Raw genomic sequence first — 17690 nt, forward strand, 5'->3', positions numbered from 1 at the left:
CCGCGCCGGGAAGCCAGCGTCCACTTTCAGTGCGCGGCCTGCGCCGCGTCGAGCGCGAGATTCAGCTTCAGCACGTTCACGCGCGGCTCGCCGAGCACGCCGAACTGGCGGCCCGCCGTGTTCGCGGCGACGAGCTGCGCGACCGCGTCGGCGCTCAGGTTGCGCGCCTTCGCGACGCGCTCGACCTGGTATGCGGCGGCGGCCGGCGTGATCTCCGGATCGAGGCCGCTCGCCGACGCCGTCACGAGGTCGACCGGCACGGGCTTCGACAGGTCGGTGCCCGCGTCGCGCAGCGCGGCGATGCGCGCCTTCACCTGCTCGGCGAGCGACGGATTGAGCGGGCCGAGGTTCGAGCCGCCGGAGCCGCTCGCGTTGTACGGCATCGGCGAGGTGGCCGACAGCCGGCCCCAGAAGTATTTCGGCGCATCGAACGGCTGGCCGATCAGCGCGGAGCCGACTGCACGGCCGTCCTTCTCGATCAGGCTGCCGTTCGCCTGCGACGGGAACACGGCCTGGCCGAACACGGTCATCACGGCCGGGTAAGCGAGCCCCGTCACGACGGTCAGTACGACAAAGATCACGACGAGCGGGCGAATCAACGTTTTCATGATGGTTCCTTCAGGTACGGCGCATCAGGCCCAGCCGAGCGCGGCGAGCGTCATGTCGATCAGCTTGATGAACGGGAACGGCAGCAGCAGGCCGCCGAGGCCGTACACCAGCAGGTTGCGGCGCAGCAGCGACGCGGCGCCGAGCGGCCGGTAAGGGACGCCCTTCAGCGCGAGCGGGATCAGCGCGACGATGATCAGCGCGTTGAAGATCACCGCCGACAGGATCGCGGATGCCGGCGAGCTCAGGTGCATGATGTCGAGCACGCGCAGCTGCGGGTACGTCGTCACGAACGCGGCCGGGATGATCGCGAAGTACTTCGCGATGTCGTTCGCGATCGAGAACGTGGTCAGCGAGCCGCGCGTCATCAGCATCTGCTTGCCGATCTCGACGATCTCGATCAGCTTCGTCGGGTTCGAATCGAGGTCGACCATGTTGCCGGCTTCCTTCGCCGCCTGCGTGCCGGTGTTCATCGCCACGGCCACGTCGGCCTGCGCGAGCGCCGGCGCGTCGTTGGTGCCGTCGCCCGTCATCGCGACGAGCCGGCCGGCCGTCTGGTGCTCGCGGATCGTCGCGAGCTTGGTTTCCGGCGTCGCTTCCGCGAGGAAATCGTCGACGCCCGCCTCCGCCGCGATCGCCGCGGCCGTCAACCGGTTGTCGCCCGTCACCATCACGGTCTTGATGCCCATCTTGCGCAGTTCCGCGAAGCGCTCCTTGATGCCGCCCTTCACGATGTCCTTCAGCTCGATCACGCCGAGCACGCGCGCCACGCCGTCATGCAGGTCGGCCACGACGAGCGGCGTGCTGCCGCGGCGCGCGACGTCGTCGACCGCGCGGCGCACTTCTTCCGGGAAGCGGCCGCCGTGCGTCTCGACGTAGCGGCGAATCGCGTCGGCCGCGCCCTTGCGGATCTCGCGACCGGGCGCGCCGGCGGGCGTCCCCTCGGGGAACAGATCGACGCCGCTCATGCGCGTCTGCGCGGAAAAGCCGAGGAACGTCGCGTGCAGTTGCGCCATGTCGCGCTGGCGGATGTTGAAGCGCTCCTTGGCCAGCACGACGATGCTGCGCCCTTCCGGCGTTTCGTCGGCGAGCGACGACAGCTGCGCGGCGTCGGCCAGCGCTTCCTCGGTCACGCCCGGCGCGGGCACGAACATCGACGCCTGGCGGTTGCCCAGCGTGATCGTGCCGGTCTTGTCGAGCAGCAGCACGTCGACGTCGCCGGCCGCTTCCACCGCGCGGCCCGACGTCGCGATCACGTTCGCCTGCATCATCCGGCTCATCCCCGCCACGCCGATCGCGGACAGCAGGCCGCCGATCGTCGTCGGGATCAGGCACACCAGCAGCGCGACGAGCGCGGTGATGGTCACTACGTGACCGGCCTTCATCGCTTCGACCGAGAACATCGAGAACGGCAGCAGCGTCGCGGTCGCGAGCAGCATCACGATCGTCAGCGCGACGAGCAGGATCGTCAGCGCGACCTCGTTCGGCGTCTTCTTGCGCTTCGCGCCTTCGACCATCGCGATCATCCGGTCGAGGAACGCCTCGCCGGGGTTCGCGGTGACCGTCACGACGATCCAGTCGGACAGCACGCGCGTGCCGCCCGTCACCGACGAGAAGTCGCCGCCCGACTCGCGGATCACCGGTGCGGATTCGCCGGTGATCGCCGATTCGTCGACTGACGCGACGCCGTCGATCACCTCGCCGTCGGCCGGGATCACGTCGCCGGCCTCGACCAGCACGACGTCGCCGCGGCGCAGGTCGGACGCGGTCGTGATGCGGATCGGCGACTTCGGATGCGGCTCGTTCAGCTTCTTCGCCAGCACATCCTTCTTCGCGCTGCGCAGCGACGCGGCCTGCGCCTTCGAACGCCCTTCGGCGAGCGCTTCGGCGAAGTTCGCGAACAGCACGGTGAACCACAGCCACAGCGCGATCGCGAGGATGAAGCCGGCCGGCGCCTCGGCCTGGCCGGCGAGCGCCGCGATCCACAGGATCGTGGTCAGGATGCTGCCGACGTACACGCAGAACATCACCGGATTGCGGAACTGCGTGCGCGGCGTGAGTTTCTTGAACGAGTCCACGATCGCCGGACGCAGCAGCGCCGGATCGAACATGGACCGTGTTGCGGAATGTTGAGTCATTGCGATCTCTTCAATCTCTTCAGTCGTTTCAACGTGTCGCGATGCGCTCGCGCGTTACGCGCCCAGCCACATCATCAGATGCTCGACGCCCGGGCCGAGCGCGAGCGCCGGCACGTAGGTCAGCGCGCCCACCAGCAGCACGGTGCCGAGCAGCAGCACGACGAACAGCGGGCCGTGCGTCGGCAGCGTGCCGCTCGTCACCGCGATGCGCTTCTTCGCGGCGAGCGAGCCGGCGATCGCCAGCACCGGCACGATCGTGCCGAAACGGCCGAACCACATCGCGATCGCGGTCATCCAGTTGTAGAACGGCGTGCCGACCGTCAGGCCCGCGAACGCGCTGCCGTTGTTGTTCGCGGCCGAGCTGAACGCGTACAGGATTTCCGAGAAGCCGTGCGGGCCCGGATTCGCGATGCCGGCCTTGCCTGCGTCGGCCAGCACCGCGATCGACGTGCCGACCAGCACGAGCAGCGGCGTGAGCAGCACGACGATCGACACCATCTTCATCTCGTACGACTCGATCTTCTTGCCGACGTATTCGGGCGTGCGGCCGATCATCAGGCCGGCGACGAACACCGCGAGCAGCGCGAACACGAGCATCCCGTAGAGGCCCGAACCGACACCGCCGTAGACCACCTCGCCGAGCTGCATCAGCAGCATCGGCACGAGGCCGCCGAGCGGCGTCAGCGAATCGTGCATCGTGTCGACCGCGCCGCACGACGCGGCCGTCGTCGCGACCGTGAAGATGCCGGTCTGCGCGATCCCGAAGCGCGTTTCCTTGCCTTCCATGTTGCCGCCCGGCTGCAGCGCGCCGGCCGACTGGTCGACGTGAAGCGCGGCGAACGTCGGGTTGCCGCCCTGCTCGGCGCTCACCTCGACGCCGACCGCGACCGCGAACGCGACCGTCATCGCCGCGAGCACCGCGATGCCCTGCCGGCGGTCGCCGATCATGCGGCCGAACACCAGGCACAGCGCGGCCGGGATGATCAGGATCGAGAAGATCTGCAGGAAGTTCGCGAACGGCGTCGGGTTCTCGTACGGATGGGCGGAGTTCGCATTGAAGAAGCCGCCGCCATTCGTGCCGAGCATCTTGATCGCTTCCTGCGACGCGACCGGGCCCATCGCGAGCGTCTGCTTCACGAGCGGGGTCGGCACCGTCACCGGGTTGCCCTTGTCGTCCTTCACCGGGCTGCCCTGCGCGTCGAGCTTCGGCGCCGCGTAGGTGCTCGCCTGCAGCACCGGCACGTCCTGGTACGCCTTCATGTTCTGGATCACGCCCTGGCTCATCAGCAGCGCCGCGACGAGCGCGGCCATCGGCACGAGCACGTACAGCGTCACGCGCGTGAGGTCGACCCAGAAGTTGCCGATCGTCTGCGCGGTGTGGCGCGCGAAGCCGCGGATCAGCGCGATCACGACGACGATGCCGGTCGCCGCCGACAGGAAGTTCTGCACGGTCAGGCCCAGCATCTGCGTCAGGTAGCCGACCGTCTGCTCGGGCGTGTAGTCCTGCCAGTTCGTGTTGGTGACGAAGCTGACGGCCGTGTTGAACGCACCGTCGGGCGTCATCGCGCCGAACTGCTGCGGGTTGCCGGGCAGCAAGCCCTGCAGGCGCAGCAGCCCGTAAAGGAACAGCACGCCGAGCGCGTTGAACGCGATCGTCGCGATCGCGTATTGCTTCCAGTTCATTTCGGTGCCGGCGTCGACGCCGGCGATGCGGTACAGCACCCGCTCGAGCGGCCCGAACACGCGCACGACGCGCGAGCTGCCGTCCATCACGCCGCTCAGGTAGCGCGCGACGGGTACGGCCGCCGCGAGCAGCACGACGATGAACAGCAGTATCTGCAACAGGTTGTTCGCGTTCATTCGATGTCCTCCGCGCGCAGCAGCGCAAAAACGAGGTACGCGAACAGCAGGGCCGTCGACGCGCCCGCCAGCCAAAGCATCCAGGTCATGCCCGCCCCCCGCGACCGTATTGCACGAGCTTCTCGCAACCGGCAAGCAAACCGAGGATCAGCGCGGTGAACAGCACCAGTGCACCGATGAAAACCCCATCCATTTTTGTGTTCTCCGTCGTCGAAATCTGACGACTCGAACCTTATGGGAACGCGCGTAAAGGACGGGTCAAAGGTGATCGGGCGGGTGTAAAAAACGCGTAAACGCGTGCAGCGGAGGACGGCGGGCGGGAGAGCGGACAGGACGGGCGGCGGCCGGCGCCGCCCGCAAGGGGCGCGTGCCGGCGGGGTGCCGGCACGACGGAAGGGTCAGGGAATGAGGATCGTCGAGCCGGTCGTCTTGCGCGACTCGAGGTCGGCATGCGCGCGGCCGACTTCCGCGAGCGGATAGCGCTGGTTGATGCTCGTCTTCACCTTGCCCGTCAGGATCACGTCGAACAGCTCGGCGGCCGCGGCTTCGAGATCGGCGCGCTTCGCGATGTACGAGAACAGCGTCGGCCGCGTGAAGAACAGCGAGCCGCGCGACGAGAACTCCTTCGAGTCGATCGCCGGCAGCGGGCCCGATGCATTGCCGAAGCTGACGAAGTAGCCGAGCGGCGCGAGGCAGTCGAGCGAACCGATGTAGGTGTCCTTGCCGATCGAATCGTAGACGACCGGCACGCCCGCGCCGTTCGTGATCTCCTTCACGCGCTGCGTGAAGTTCTCGCGCGTATAGACGATCGGATGATCGCAGCCGTGCGCCTTCGCGAGCGCGGCCTTCTCGTCGGAGCCGACCGTCCCGATCACGGTCGCGCCGAGCGCCTTCGCCCACTGGCACACGAGCAGGCCGACGCCGCCGGCCGCCGCATGGATCAGGATCGTGTCGCCGGCCTTCACCGGGTACGTGCGGCGCAGCAGGTAGTGCGCGGTCAGCCCTTGCAGCATCACCGAGGCCGCGTCGTCATAGCTGATCCCGTCCGGCAGCTTCACGAGCCGCTCGGCCGGCATCACGCGCTCCTGCGCATACGCGCCCGGCGGCTGCCCGACGTACGCGACGCGATCGCCCGCCTTGAAGGCGGTCACGCCGTCGCCGACGGCCGTCACCTCGCCCGCCGCCTCCATCCCGAGGCCACCGGGCAGCGGCTGCGGATAGAGGCCCGTGCGGAAATACACGTCGATGTAATTGAGCCCGACCGCCTGCTGCCGGATGCGGACTTCGCCGGCCTTCGGCGCGCCGACCTCGACATCGACCCACTTCATCACGTCCGGGCCGCCCGGCTGGTCGTATCGGATTGCTTTCGGCATCGTTTCGCTCCTCGTTTCTGAATCGCTCAGGGGAATATTCGGTTCGCCGACGCGCCGGCCGGCGCCGCCCCGTGCGGGCGGGCACCGACGTCAGCTGCGCGTCGCGACGCCCGATTCTCGCGCGCAACCGCGAGGCGTGGGCATGGCCCTGACGCAAGCAGGGGCAATCGGGCCGGCAGGCGGCTAGCAGACGTCCTGCATGTTGCGCGCCAGATCGTCGAGCAGCATCCGCGCGGTCGCGACGTTGGTCGCGACCGGCACGTCGTGCACGTCGCACGCGCGCACCAGCGCGGTGATGTCCGGATCGTGCGGCTGCGCGGTCATCGGGTCGCGCAGGAACACGACGATGTCGACGCGGCCGTCGGCCAGCTCCGCACCGATCTGCAGGTCGCCGCCGAGCGGCCCCGACAGCTTGCGCTCGACCTCGAGCCCGTGCGCGGCGGCGATGCGGCCGCCCGTCGTGCCCGTCGCGACCAGCCGGCATTGCGCGAGCGTCTCGCGGAACTGGCCCGTGAGCGCGACGATGTCGTCCTTCTTCGCGTCGTGCGCAATCAATGCGATGCGGGGTTTGCTCATCTCCGGTTCCTTCGTGGTTCGATGGTTGTCGTCTTTTGAATGGCGGTGCGTGCGTCAGAACGTGCCCGGATACGCGCCGCCGTCGAGCAGCCAGTTCTGCCCGGTGATATAGCCGGCATGCACGCTGCAGAGGAACGCGCACGCGGCGCCGAATTCGGCACGCGTGCCGAGGCGCCCGGCCGGGATCTCCTTCGCGCGCCGCGCGCGCAGTTCGTCGACCGTCACGCCCTGCGCCTTCGCCGACGCGGCAAGCGTCGTCGCGATCCGGTCGGTGTCGAACAGCCCCGGCAGCAGGTTGTTGATGGTCACGCCCTGGCCGGCGACCTTGCGCGACAGCCCCGCGACGAAGCCGGTCAGCCCCGAGCGCGCGCCGTTCGACAGCGCGAGCACGTCGATCGGCGCCTTCACGGCCGAACTCGTGATATTGACGATCCGGCCGAAGCCGCGCCCGATCATCCCGTCGACGGTCGCGCGGATCAGCTCGATCGGCGTCAGCATGTTCGCCTCGAGCGCGCGGATCCAGTCGTCGTGCGAGAAATCGCGGAAGTCGCCGGGCGGCGGGCCGCCCGCATTGTTCACGAGAATGTCCGGCTGCGGGCAGGCGGCGAGCGCGGCCGCGCGCCCGTCGGGCGTCGTGATGTCGCACGCGACGGCGGTGACCGACACGTTCGCCCCGGCGCGGATCTCCTCGGCGGTTTCCTCCAGCGTGTCGCGCGTGCGCGCGACGATCACGAGATTCACGCCCTCGGCGGCCAGCGCTTCCGCGCAGCCGCGCCCGAGGCCCTTGCTCGCCGCGCACACGAGGGCGGTCTTTCCTGCGATGCCGAGATCCATCGTCGATTCCTTTATGGCGACGCGCGCCGGCGCGGCCCGGCCCCGGCCGCATCGCCGGACGGGCGAACGGTCGCGAACGGGCTGGCACGACGCGCGGATTGTCGTGAGACGTCGATAATATCCGGATCGCGCGGCGCGCCTTGGTAAAATTGCGGCCATAAGCGGCAGCCGGCTTGCGCCCGCCGCCGCCCCCGATCCCCTTTTGCCGGCAAGGCGCCCCCGTCATGAAACAGGACAGCCGTTTCCCGAATCTCTTCATCACCGATCACCCGCTGATCCAGCACAAGCTCACGCACATGCGCGACAAGGACACGTCGACGCGCACGTTCCGCGAGCTGCTGCGCGAAATCACGCTGCTGATGGGCTATGAGATCACCCGCAACCTGCCGATCACGACCAAGCGGGTCGAAACCCCGCTCGTCGCGGTCGACGCACCGGTGATCGCGGGCAAGAAGCTGGCGATCGTGCCCGTGCTGCGCGCGGGCATCGGGATGTCGGACGGCCTGCTCGACCTGGTCCCGTCCGCGCGGGTCGGCCACATCGGCGTGTACCGCGCGGAAGATCACCGCCCGGTCGAATACCTGGTGCGCCTGCCGGACCTCGAAGACCGCATCTTCATCCTGTGCGACCCGATGGTCGCGACCGGCTACTCGGCCGTGCACGCGGTCGACGTGCTCAAGCGCCGCAACGTGCCGGCCGCGAACATCATGTTCGTCGCGCTGGTGGCCGCGCCCGAAGGCGTCCAGGTGTTCCAGGACGCCCACCCGGACGTGAAGCTGTTCGTCGCGTCGCTCGACTCGCACCTGAACGAGCACGCGTACATCGTGCCGGGCCTGGGCGACGCGGGCGACCGCCTGTTCGGCACCAAGAACTGACGCGCCGCGGCCGGACCGACCGGCCGGTGCGCGGCGACGGCCCGCACCGGCCGTTCGGCCATGCGCGGCGGCCCCGAAGCGACGGTCGCCGCGTGATAAAATCACGTTCTACTCGACACGCGCGGCCCCGCGGCATCACGCCCGCCGACACGGCCGCCGATTCAACGACACATTGGCACAATCGCCCGCGCTGCGCGCCCGGGCACGGAGAAAGGTATGGCTGGTCATTCGAAATGGGCCAACATCAAGCACAAGAAGGCAGCGGCCGACGCGAAGCGCGGCAAGATCTGGACTCGCCTGATCAAGGAAATCCAGGTCGCGGCGCGCCTCGGCGGCGGTGACGCGAACTCGAACCCGCGTCTGCGTCTCGCGGTCGACAAGGCGGCCGACGCGAACATGCCGAAGGACAACGTCAAGCGCGCGATCGACCGCGGCGTCGGCGGCGCGGACGGCGCGAACTACGAAGAAATCCGTTACGAAGGCTACGGCATCAGCGGCGCGGCCATCATCGTCGACACGCTGACCGACAACCGCACCCGCACGGTCGCGGAAGTCCGCCACGCGTTCTCGAAGTTCGGCGGCAACATGGGCACTGACGGTTCGGTCGCGTTCATGTTCGATCACGTCGGCCAGTTCCTGTTCGCGCCCGGCACGTCGGAAGACGCGCTGATGGAAGCAGCGCTCGAAGCCGGCGCGGACGACGTCAGCACGAACGACGACGGCTCGATCGAGGTGCTGTGCGACTGGCAGGCGTTCTCGGCGGTGAAGGACGCGCTCGAAGCCGCGGGCTTCAAGGCCGAACTCGCCGAAGTGACGATGAAGCCGCAGAACGAAGTCGAATTCACCGGCGACGATGCGGCGAAGATGCAGAAGCTCCTGGACGCGCTCGAGAACCTCGACGACGTGCAGGAGGTGTATACGAACGCCGTCATCGTCGAGGAATGAGATGCCGGCCGCCGTGCACACGATCACGGCGGCGGCTCGACCGATTTCGCGGCCGGCGCGCCTGAGCGTGCCGGCCGCCCTGTTTTCTAGTCTGCGGGGAATCCCATGAAACTACTCGTCGTCGGTTCAGGCGGCCGCGAACATGCGCTCGCGTGGAAGCTCGCGCAATCGCCGCGCGTCCAGATGGTCTACGTCGCGCCGGGCAATGGCGGCACGGCGCAAGACGAGCGTCTGAAAAACGTCGACATCACGTCGCTCGACGCGCTGGCCGATTTCGCGGAAAGCGAAGGCGTCGCGTTCACGCTCGTCGGGCCGGAAGCGCCGCTCGCGGCCGGCATCGTCAACCTGTTCCGCGCCCGCGGCCTGAAGGTGTTCGGTCCGACCCGCGAAGCCGCGCAGCTCGAAAGCTCGAAGGATTTCGCGAAGGCGTTCATGAAGCGTCACGGCATTCCGACCGCCGACTACGAAACCTTCTCCGACGCCGCCGCCGCGCACGCGTACATCGACGCGAAGGGTGCGCCGATCGTCGTGAAGGCCGACGGCCTCGCGGCCGGCAAGGGTGTCGTCGTCGCGATGACGCTGGAAGAAGCGCACGCCGCGGTCGACATGATGCTGTCGGGCAACAAGCTGGGCGACGCCGGCGCGCGCGTCGTGATCGAGGAATTCCTCGACGGCGAGGAAGCGAGCTTCATCGTGATGGTCGACGGCAAGCACGCGCTGGCACTCGCATCGAGCCAGGACCACAAGCGCCTGCTCGACGAGGACCGCGGCCCGAACACGGGCGGCATGGGCGCCTATTCGCCCGCGCCGATCGTCACGCCGCAGATGCACGCACGCGTGATGCGCGAAATCATCATGCCGACGGTACGCGGGATGGAGAAGGACGGCATCCGCTTCACGGGCTTCCTGTATGCGGGCCTGATGATCGACAAGGAAGGCAATCCGCGCACGCTCGAGTTCAACTGCCGGATGGGCGACCCCGAGACGCAGCCGATCATGGCGCGCCTGAAGAGCGATTTCTCGAAGGTCGTCGAACAGGCGATCGCGGGCACGCTCGATTCGGTCGAGCTCGACTGGGATCGCCGCACCGCGCTCGGCGTCGTGCTGGCCGCGCACGGCTATCCGGACGCGCCGCGCAAGGGCGACCGTATCAACGGGATCCCGGCCGAGACGGCACAGGCCGTGACGTTCCATGCAGGCACGACGCTCGCCGAAGGCGACAAGCTCATTACCTCGGGCGGCCGCGTGCTGTGCGTGGTCGGCCTCGCCGATTCGGTGCGCGAAGCGCAGCAGCATGCATACGACACGATCAACCAGATCAATTTCGAAGGCATGCAGTACCGGCGCGACATCGGCTTCCGCGCATTGAACCGCAAGAGCGCGTGACACACTGACCGCCTGCCCGCGCAGGCCCCTCTGCCGGGGTTCGATAGAATGCCCGGCAGTGGCCTTTTTTACGGCCCCCGCTTCGCGCGGGGGCATCCAGTCCAGACATGACCGATTCCACCTACGACGTGCCCCGCGTGCGCACGTACCTCCAGGGCCTGCAAGCTCGCATCGCCGACGCGCTCGGCGCGCTCGACGGCACGCCGCTTGCAACCGACGCATGGCAGCGCGGCCCTGAAGAGCGGCTGCGCGGCGGCGGCTGTACGCGGATTCTCGAAGGCGGCCGCGTGTTCGAGCGCGCGGGGATCGGTTTTTCCGACGTCGCGGGCGACGCGCTGCCGCCGTCGGCGAGCGCCGCGCGCCCGCAACTGGCCGGCCGCGGTTTCGAGGCGCTCGGTGTGTCGCTGGTGCTGCACCCGCGCAACCCGTACTGCCCGACCGTGCACATGAACGTGCGGATGCTGATCGCGACGAAGCCGGGCGAGGCGCCGATCTTCTGGTTCGGCGGCGGCATGGATCTGACACCGGTTTATCCGTTCGAGGACGACGCGCGGCATTTCCATCAGGTCTGCAAGGACGCGCTCGATCCGTTCGGCGCCGAGCTCTACCCGCGCTTCAAGACCTGGTGCGACGAATATTTCTTCCTGAAACACCGCAACGAGACGCGCGGCATCGGCGGGATCTTCTTCGACGATTTCTCCGAGCCCGGATTCGAACGCTCGTTTGAGATGATGCAAAGCGTCGGCGACGCGTTCCTGAACGCGTACCTGCCGATCGTCGAGCGCCGCGCGGCGCTGCCGTACGGCGAGCGCGAGCGCGACTTCCAGGCTTATCGGCGCGGCCGCTACGTCGAATTCAACCTCGTGTTCGACCGCGGCACGCTGTTCGGCCTGCAAAGCGGCGGTCGGACCGAATCGATCCTGATGTCGATGCCGCCGGTCGCGAACTGGCGCTACAACTGGCAGCCCGAGCCGGGCTCGCCGGAAGCGCGCCTGAGCGAGTTTCTCGTGCCGCGCGACTGGGTGTGAGCCCGCCGCGCCCCGCCGCCCCAAGAACAGGACACGTTTTTCTGGACACCACCGCCCGCCCCGCCCCGCAGCCGCACCCGCCGTTACGTCGCATCGGCCTGCTGGGCGGCACGTTCGACCCGATCCACGACGGTCACCTGGCGCTCGCGCGCCGGTTCGCCGACGTGCTCGGCCTGACCGAGCTCGCGCTGCTGCCGGCCGGGCAGCCGTACCAGAAACGCGACGTGTCGGCCGCCGAGCATCGGCTCGCGATGACGCGCGCCGCTGCCGGCTCGCTGCATCTGCCGGGCGTGACGGTCACCGTCGCAACCGACGAGATCGAGCATGCCGGGCCAACCTATACGGTCGAGACGCTCGCGCGCTGGCGCGAGCGGATCGGCCCCGATGCATCGCTGTCGCTGCTGATCGGCGCCGACCAGCTGGTTCGGCTCGACACCTGGCGCGACTGGCGCAAGCTGTTCGACTACGCGCACGTGTGCGCGTCGACGCGCCCGGGTTTCGACCTTGGCGCGGCGTCACCGGCCGTCACGCAGGAAATCGCGCGGCGGCAGGCCGGCGCCGACGTGCTGAAAACGACGCCGGCCGGCCACCTGCTGATCGATACGACGCTGGCGTTCGATATCGCCGCAACCGACATCCGCGCGCATCTGCGCGAATGCATCGCGCGTCACGCGCAAATGCCCGATGCGTCGGCCGAGCATGTGCCGGCCGCCGTCTGGGCCTATATTCTTCAACATCGTCTCTACCATTCCTGATTCCATGGATATCCGCAAACTGCAGCGCGTGATCGTCGACGCACTCGAAGACATCAAGGCGCAAGACATCAAGGTGTTCAACACCAGCCACCTGACCGAACTGTTCGACCGCGTGATCGTCGCGTCGGGCACGTCGAACCGCCAGACCAAGGCACTCGCGTCGAGCGTGCGCGACAAGGTCAAGGAAGCCGGCGGCGACATCGTCAGCTCCGAGGGCGAAGACACCGGCGAATGGGTGCTGGTCGACTGCGGCGACGCCGTCGTGCACATCCTGCAACCGGCGCTGCGCCAGTATTACAACCTCGAGGAAATCTGGGGCGACAAGCCCGTGCGGATGAAGCTCGGCGGCGGTAAGGACGGTTTCGCGACGGCCAGCGAAGGCGAGGACGACGAGGAAGAAGCGCCCGCACGCCCGGCGCGCAAGACGGCGGCCCGCCGCCGCTGAGTCGCAGCGAGTCGTCCCGATGAAGCTTTTCATCCTCGCGGTCGGCCACAAGATGCCCGGCTGGATCGCGTCCGGCTTCGACGAATACACGAAGCGGATGCCGCCCGAGCTGCGCATCGAGCTGCGCGAGATCAAGCCCGAACTGCGTTCGGGTGGCCGCAGCGCGGAAAGCGTGATGGCGGCCGAGCGGCAGAAGATCGAGGCCGCGCTGCCGAAGGGCGCGCGCATCGTCGCGCTCGACGAGCGCGGCCGCGACTGGACCACCATGCAGCTCGCGCAGGCGCTGCCCGGCTGGCAGCAGGACGGCCGTGACGTCGCGTTCGTGATCGGCGGCGCCGACGGGCTCGATCCGGAACTGAAAGCGCGCGCCGACGTGCTGCTGCGCATCTCCAGCATGACGCTGCCGCACGGGATGGTACGCGTGCTGCTTGCCGAACAGCTTTACCGGGCGTGGAGCATCACGCAGAATCATCCCTATCATCGCGCATGACGTGCCGTCCTCGGACGCGCGCCGCGCGCGCTCACCGAGATAACGACACCATGCCGTCCAGCACGTCCTCCGCCCTTTTCCCGCTCCTTTACCTCGCTTCACAAAGCCCACGCCGCCAGGAATTGCTGCAGCAGATCGGCGTGCGCTTCGAGCTGCTGCTGCCGCGCGCCGACGAGGACGCCGAGGCGCTCGAAGCCGAACTGCCCGGCGAAGCCCCCGACGCGTACGTGCGGCGCGTCACCGTCGCGAAGGCCGAGGCCGCGCGTGCGCGCCTCGTCGCGAGCGGCAAGCCGGCCGCGCCGGTGCTCGTCGCCGATACCACGGTGACGATCGACGGCGCGATCCTCGGCAAGCCGGCCGATGCCGACGACGCGCTCGCGATGCTGTCCCGCCTCGCGGGCCGCGAACACGAGGTGCTGACCGCGGTTGCCGTAATCGGCGCCGACGGCGAACTGCTGCCGCCCGCGCTGTCGCGCTCGTCGGTGCGCTTTTCGGCCGCACCGCGCGATGCCTTCGCGCGCTACGTCGAAACCGGCGAGCCGTTCGGCAAGGCGGGCGCGTATGCGATCCAGGGGCGCGCCGCCGAATTCATCGAGCGAATCGACGGTTCCCATTCGGGTATCATGGGTCTGCCCCTTTTTGAGACTGCCGCGTTGCTCCGCACCGCGCGCCTCGCCTTCTGAATCCCACCATGAACGAAGAAATCCTGATCAACCTCACGCCCCAGGAAACACGGGTCGCACTCGTCCAGCAAGGCGCGGTGCAGGAGCTTCACGTCGAGCGCACGCTGTCGCGCGGGCGGGTCGGCAACATCTACCTCGGCAAGGTCGTGCGCGTGCTGCCCGGCATGCAATCGGCGTTCATCGACATCGGCCTGGAGCGCGCGGCGTTCCTGCACGTCGCGGACATCTGGCATCCGCGCCTCGCCGGCGAGCCGCAGTCGGGCACGCCGCACCAGCCGATCGAGAAGATCGTGTTCGAAGGCCAGACGCTGATGGTCCAGGTGATCAAGGATCCGATCGGCACGAAGGGCGCGCGACTGTCGACGCAAGTCAGCATCGCGGGCCGCACGCTCGTGTACCTGCCGCAGGAGCCGCACATCGGCATCTCGCAGAAAATCGAGAGCGAGGCCGAGCGCGAGGCCGTGCGCGCGCGCCTGACCGCCGTGATCCCGCCGGACGAGAAAGGCGGCTACATCGTGCGCACGATCGCCGAGGATGCGACCTCCGAGGAGCTGGCCGGCGACGTCACGTACCTGCGCAAGACCTGGGCGACGATCGTCGCGCAGGCGCAGCGGCTGCCGGCGACGAGCCTGCTGTACCAGGATCTCGACCTCGCGCAGCGCGTGCTGCGCGATTTCTCGAACGACGACACGACGCGTATCCAGGTCGATTCTCGCGAGACGTACCAGCGCCTCGCGGAATTCGCGGACGAGTTCACGCCGGCGGTGAGTCCGAAGCTGCATCACTACACCGGCGAGCGGCCGCTGTTCGACCTGTACAACATCGAGACGGAGATCCAGCGCGCGCTGTCGCGCCGCGTCGACCTGAAGTCGGGCGGCTACCTGATGATCGACCAGACCGAGGCGATGACGACGATCGACGTGAACACCGGCGGCTACGTCGGCGCACGCAACTTCGACGACACGATCTTCAAGACCAACCTCGAGGCCGCGCACACGATCGCGCGGCAATTGCGGCTGCGCAATCTCGGCGGGATCATCATCATCGACTTCATCGACATGGAGAACGCCGAGCATCGCGACGCGGTGCTGTCGGAGCTGAAGAAGGCGCTGTCGCGCGACCGCACGCGCGTGACGGTCAACGGCTTCTCGCAGCTCGGGCTCGTCGAGATGACGCGCAAGCGCACGCGCGAATCGCTCGCGCACGTGCTGTGCGAGCCGTGCCCGACCTGCCAGGGCAAGGGCCAGGTGAAGACGTCGCGCACCGTGTGCTACGACATCCTGCGCGAGATCCTGCGCGAGTCGCGCCAGTTCAATCCGCGCGAATTCCGCGTGATCGCCGCGCAGCAGGTGATCGACCTGTTCCTCGACGAGGAGTCGCAGCATCTCGCGATGCTGATCGACTTCATCGGCAAGCCGGTGTCGCTGCAGGTCGAGTCGAACCTGAGCCAGGAGCAGTACGATATCGTGCTGATGTAACCTCCTGCCTGCCCGCCGCCGGCTTCGCCGCGCGGCGCCCCGACGCGGCCGCCCGGGCCGCTTGCGCATGCCGCGCCAGCGCCCGCCGCCGCCCTTTTTCTTTTCACGTACATCACACACCATGAGCCAACGCCACAACCGCCGCCAGCGCAAGAAACTCCACATCGCCGAATTCCAGGAACTCGCGTTCAACGCGACCGCGCAATACCGCAACGAGCTGTCCGATCTCGAGCGTGGCCAGCTGATCGATTCGTTCATCGATTTCGTCGAAGCGAACGGGCTGCTCACCGTCGCGTCCGCCGACGAAGGGATCGGCGCGTACGTGATCTCCGGCGCACCGCGCGGCACGACGACCGACGCCGACCGCGAGAGCGTGCGTGCATGGCTGGCAGCACGGCCGGAGCTGACCGACGTCCAGGTCAGCGAATTCAGCGACGCGTGGTATCCGGACGCCTGACGCTCCGCTTGCTTCGTCCGTCACGCGCCGCCCGCGCCTGCCCCCGTGAGGGCGGACCGGGCCGGCGCCGCCGCTTCACCCGCACGTCTCTCCTTCCTCTCTTCTCCTCCCGCCCATCACACGACGCGCCCCGTGTCGATCGTGATTAGCCCGATTCCGGCAGTGAATCGGACGCTTACTTCAATTTAACGATCATTAAAAGACGGCTCGCGCAGACGGTCCTACTCTGATCGTACGAATCCGGTGATTTCCGGCACGATCGGCAAGCAAGACGAAAGAATGCAAACGACTCGTCCTGCAAGCGCTCCGGATTCCGACTCAGGCGAAGACGCGACACGGCGACAGGTCAATCAGGGAGACAACAACGACGCGCGCGCCGCTTCACTTCCGCAGCGACCGCACGCCGGCGCACACGAAGGCCGCCTGATCCATTTCCATAATCGAGACGAGGAAGACATGAACGCGCCCACCACCCATCAAGCAGGACTCCGAATGATCATGATCGCGGCAGGCGCTGCGGCGCTGATGTCGCTGGCCGCGTGCGGCGGCTCCGGCTCGCTGAGCAAGGGCACTGGCGGTTCCGGGTCGGGGTCCGGCGACACGACGGCGTCGACCGGCGGTACCGGCAACGGCACGAGCGGCACGTCGGCGTCGAATGGCGGAACAGGCGGCACCGGCAGCACCGATGGCACCGGCAATGGTGCAAGCGGCTCGTCGGCCAACGGCGTCGGCCAGACGCTCGCGGCGTCGAGCAACATCGTGACGGCCGGCGGCAGCGCCATCTCGGGCGTCGGCACGGCGATCGGGGCCCAAACGCTGCCCGGCACCAACCCCGCGACCACGCAGGGTCTCGGCGCGGTCGTGCAGGATGTCGGCGCGGCCGTCACGACGCTCGGCACCGGCCTCGGCTCGGGCCTCGGCCAGCTCGGCGCGTCGTCGAATCCGGTCGGCACGACGGTCGCGAGCACGGGCGGCGTGGTCACGGATCTCGGCCTGGCCGTCGCCGCGACGGGCGGTGTCGTGTCGAGCCTGGGGGCCAGCGGTTCCGCACTGGCGCCGCTTGCGCCCGTCACGTCGCCCGTCGGCGGTGCCGTGACGATGCTCGGCAACACGATCGCGGGCGGCGGCGCGACGCTCGGCACGCAGCTGTCGACCGGCCCGGTCGCGCAGGTGACGGGCTCGGCCAGCTCGGCGATCACGCCGATCACGACGACGGTCGGCTCGCTCACGCAGACGGCCGCCGCCAGCACGCCGCTCGGCGCGCCGCTGACGAACCTCGTCACGACCGTCGGCAACGGCGTCGCGAACGCCGGCACGACGATCGCGAAGACGGGCAACAATCCGGTCACGACCGGCGTCGGCAACGTCGTGACCGCGACCGGCAACACGGTCGCCACCGCCGGCACCGCGCTGCTGGGCGGCGGCGCGGCCGCGACGAATCCGCTCGCACCGGTGACGGGACTCCTGTCGACCGGCGCACTCGGCGGCACGACGAGCGGCAGCAAACCGGCCGGCACGCTCACGTCGGCGGTCGGCGGCCTGACGGGCGGCAGCGGCACCGGCGTGCTGTCGAATACCGGCGGCGGCCTGCTCGCGCCGGTCACGACGACGCTGGGCACGCTGGTCAAAAAGTAAACGCCGGCAGCCCCTGCGGCGCCCGTACCGTCGTCGACGGTCGGGCGCCGCGTGCGTTATGGCCCCTTACGCATCCGCTGCCGCCCGCCGCGCGTTCGATCGCTACCCCTTCCCCGCCATTGCGCG

At 68.5% G+C, this 17690-nt stretch carries 18 protein-coding genes; 11 read left to right on the forward strand and 7 right to left on the reverse strand.

The annotated features are described in order from the left end of the window. Positions 1–26: 26 nt before the first annotated feature. From kdpC to SB771_RS04330, 7 genes are all read right to left on the reverse strand, one after another. Positions 27–608, reverse strand: a complete 582-nt coding sequence (gene kdpC, locus SB771_RS04300; protein ID WP_175660187.1) for a potassium-transporting ATPase subunit KdpC — start codon at positions 606–608, stop codon at positions 27–29. Positions 609–632: 24 nt separating this feature from the next. Further along, positions 633–2744 (reverse strand): potassium-transporting ATPase subunit KdpB, encoded by a 2112-nt coding sequence (gene kdpB / locus SB771_RS04305; RefSeq protein ID WP_105830718.1) that lies wholly within the window; start codon positions 2742–2744, stop codon positions 633–635. 54 nt (positions 2745–2798) lie between these two features. Continuing rightward, positions 2799–4604 carry a potassium-transporting ATPase subunit KdpA gene (kdpA, locus tag SB771_RS04310; RefSeq protein ID WP_175660188.1) on the reverse strand — a complete coding sequence of 602 codons (1806 nt, stop codon included), beginning with the start codon at positions 4602–4604 and terminating at the stop codon, positions 2799–2801. Beyond that, positions 4601–4693: a K(+)-transporting ATPase subunit F gene (gene kdpF, locus SB771_RS04315; RefSeq protein ID WP_006752209.1), complete on the reverse strand. Its 93-nt coding sequence runs from the start codon at positions 4691–4693 to the stop codon at positions 4601–4603. The genes kdpA and kdpF overlap by 4 nt, the downstream gene beginning before the upstream one ends. A gap of 309 nt (positions 4694–5002) precedes the next feature. Further along, entirely contained in the window at positions 5003–5977 is a 975-nt protein-coding gene (locus tag SB771_RS04320; RefSeq protein ID WP_175660189.1) for a quinone oxidoreductase family protein, read from the reverse strand. A 183-nt stretch (positions 5978–6160) separates the two neighbouring features. Beyond that, entirely contained in the window at positions 6161–6553 is a 393-nt protein-coding gene (locus tag SB771_RS04325; protein ID WP_006752212.1) for a methylglyoxal synthase, read from the reverse strand. 54 nt (positions 6554–6607) lie between these two features. Then, positions 6608–7387 (reverse strand): SDR family oxidoreductase, encoded by a 780-nt coding sequence (locus tag SB771_RS04330; protein ID WP_105786948.1) that lies wholly within the window; start codon positions 7385–7387, stop codon positions 6608–6610. A gap of 224 nt (positions 7388–7611) precedes the next feature. Between SB771_RS04330 and upp the strand changes: the two genes are divergently transcribed. From upp to SB771_RS04385, 11 genes are all read left to right on the forward strand, one after another. Continuing rightward, positions 7612–8262, forward strand: a complete 651-nt coding sequence (gene upp / locus SB771_RS04335) for a uracil phosphoribosyltransferase (RefSeq protein ID WP_006478229.1) — start codon at positions 7612–7614, stop codon at positions 8260–8262. A gap of 216 nt (positions 8263–8478) precedes the next feature. Beyond that, positions 8479–9207: a YebC/PmpR family DNA-binding transcriptional regulator gene (locus tag SB771_RS04340; RefSeq protein WP_006752214.1), complete on the forward strand. Its 729-nt coding sequence runs from the start codon at positions 8479–8481 to the stop codon at positions 9205–9207. Positions 9208–9312: 105 nt separating this feature from the next. Beyond that, on the forward strand, positions 9313–10593 hold the full coding sequence (gene purD / locus SB771_RS04345; RefSeq protein WP_126228245.1) for a phosphoribosylamine--glycine ligase: 1281 nt from the start codon (positions 9313–9315) through the stop codon (positions 10591–10593). Positions 10594–10700: 107 nt separating this feature from the next. Then, complete coding sequence (gene hemF / locus SB771_RS04350; RefSeq protein ID WP_011657520.1) at positions 10701–11621, forward strand: oxygen-dependent coproporphyrinogen oxidase; 921 nt, start codon at positions 10701–10703, stop codon at positions 11619–11621. Then, the gene (locus SB771_RS04355) at positions 11618–12376 is read left to right on the forward strand and encodes a nicotinate-nucleotide adenylyltransferase (protein WP_126228247.1); all 759 of its coding nucleotides are present in this window, start codon (positions 11618–11620) and stop codon (positions 12374–12376) included. The genes hemF and SB771_RS04355 overlap by 4 nt, the downstream gene beginning before the upstream one ends. 4 nt (positions 12377–12380) lie before the next feature. Next, a complete protein-coding gene (gene rsfS / locus SB771_RS04360) occupies positions 12381–12821 on the forward strand; it encodes a ribosome silencing factor (protein WP_006752218.1) in 441 nt (146 codons plus the stop codon). A 19-nt stretch (positions 12822–12840) separates the two neighbouring features. Beyond that, positions 12841–13311 carry a 23S rRNA (pseudouridine(1915)-N(3))-methyltransferase RlmH gene (gene rlmH / locus SB771_RS04365; protein WP_059468149.1) on the forward strand — a complete coding sequence of 157 codons (471 nt, stop codon included), beginning with the start codon at positions 12841–12843 and terminating at the stop codon, positions 13309–13311. A 50-nt stretch (positions 13312–13361) separates the two neighbouring features. Next, positions 13362–13994 (forward strand): Maf family protein, encoded by a 633-nt coding sequence (locus tag SB771_RS04370; protein WP_175660190.1) that lies wholly within the window; start codon positions 13362–13364, stop codon positions 13992–13994. 8 nt (positions 13995–14002) lie between these two features. Continuing rightward, positions 14003–15472 (forward strand): ribonuclease G, encoded by a 1470-nt coding sequence (gene rng / locus SB771_RS04375; RefSeq protein WP_011657524.1) that lies wholly within the window; start codon positions 14003–14005, stop codon positions 15470–15472. A 121-nt stretch (positions 15473–15593) separates the two neighbouring features. Beyond that, complete coding sequence (locus SB771_RS04380) at positions 15594–15929, forward strand: YggL family protein (RefSeq protein WP_006752222.1); 336 nt, start codon at positions 15594–15596, stop codon at positions 15927–15929. A 456-nt stretch (positions 15930–16385) separates the two neighbouring features. Continuing rightward, on the forward strand, positions 16386–17564 hold the full coding sequence (locus tag SB771_RS04385) for a collagen-like triple helix repeat-containing protein (RefSeq protein WP_175660191.1): 1179 nt from the start codon (positions 16386–16388) through the stop codon (positions 17562–17564). Positions 17565–17690: the final 126 nt, after the last annotated feature.

Source organism: Burkholderia sp. SIMBA_051 (genome assembly GCF_046534915.1).
GTDB classification, from domain to species: Bacteria; Pseudomonadota; Gammaproteobacteria; order Burkholderiales; family Burkholderiaceae; genus Burkholderia; species Burkholderia ambifaria.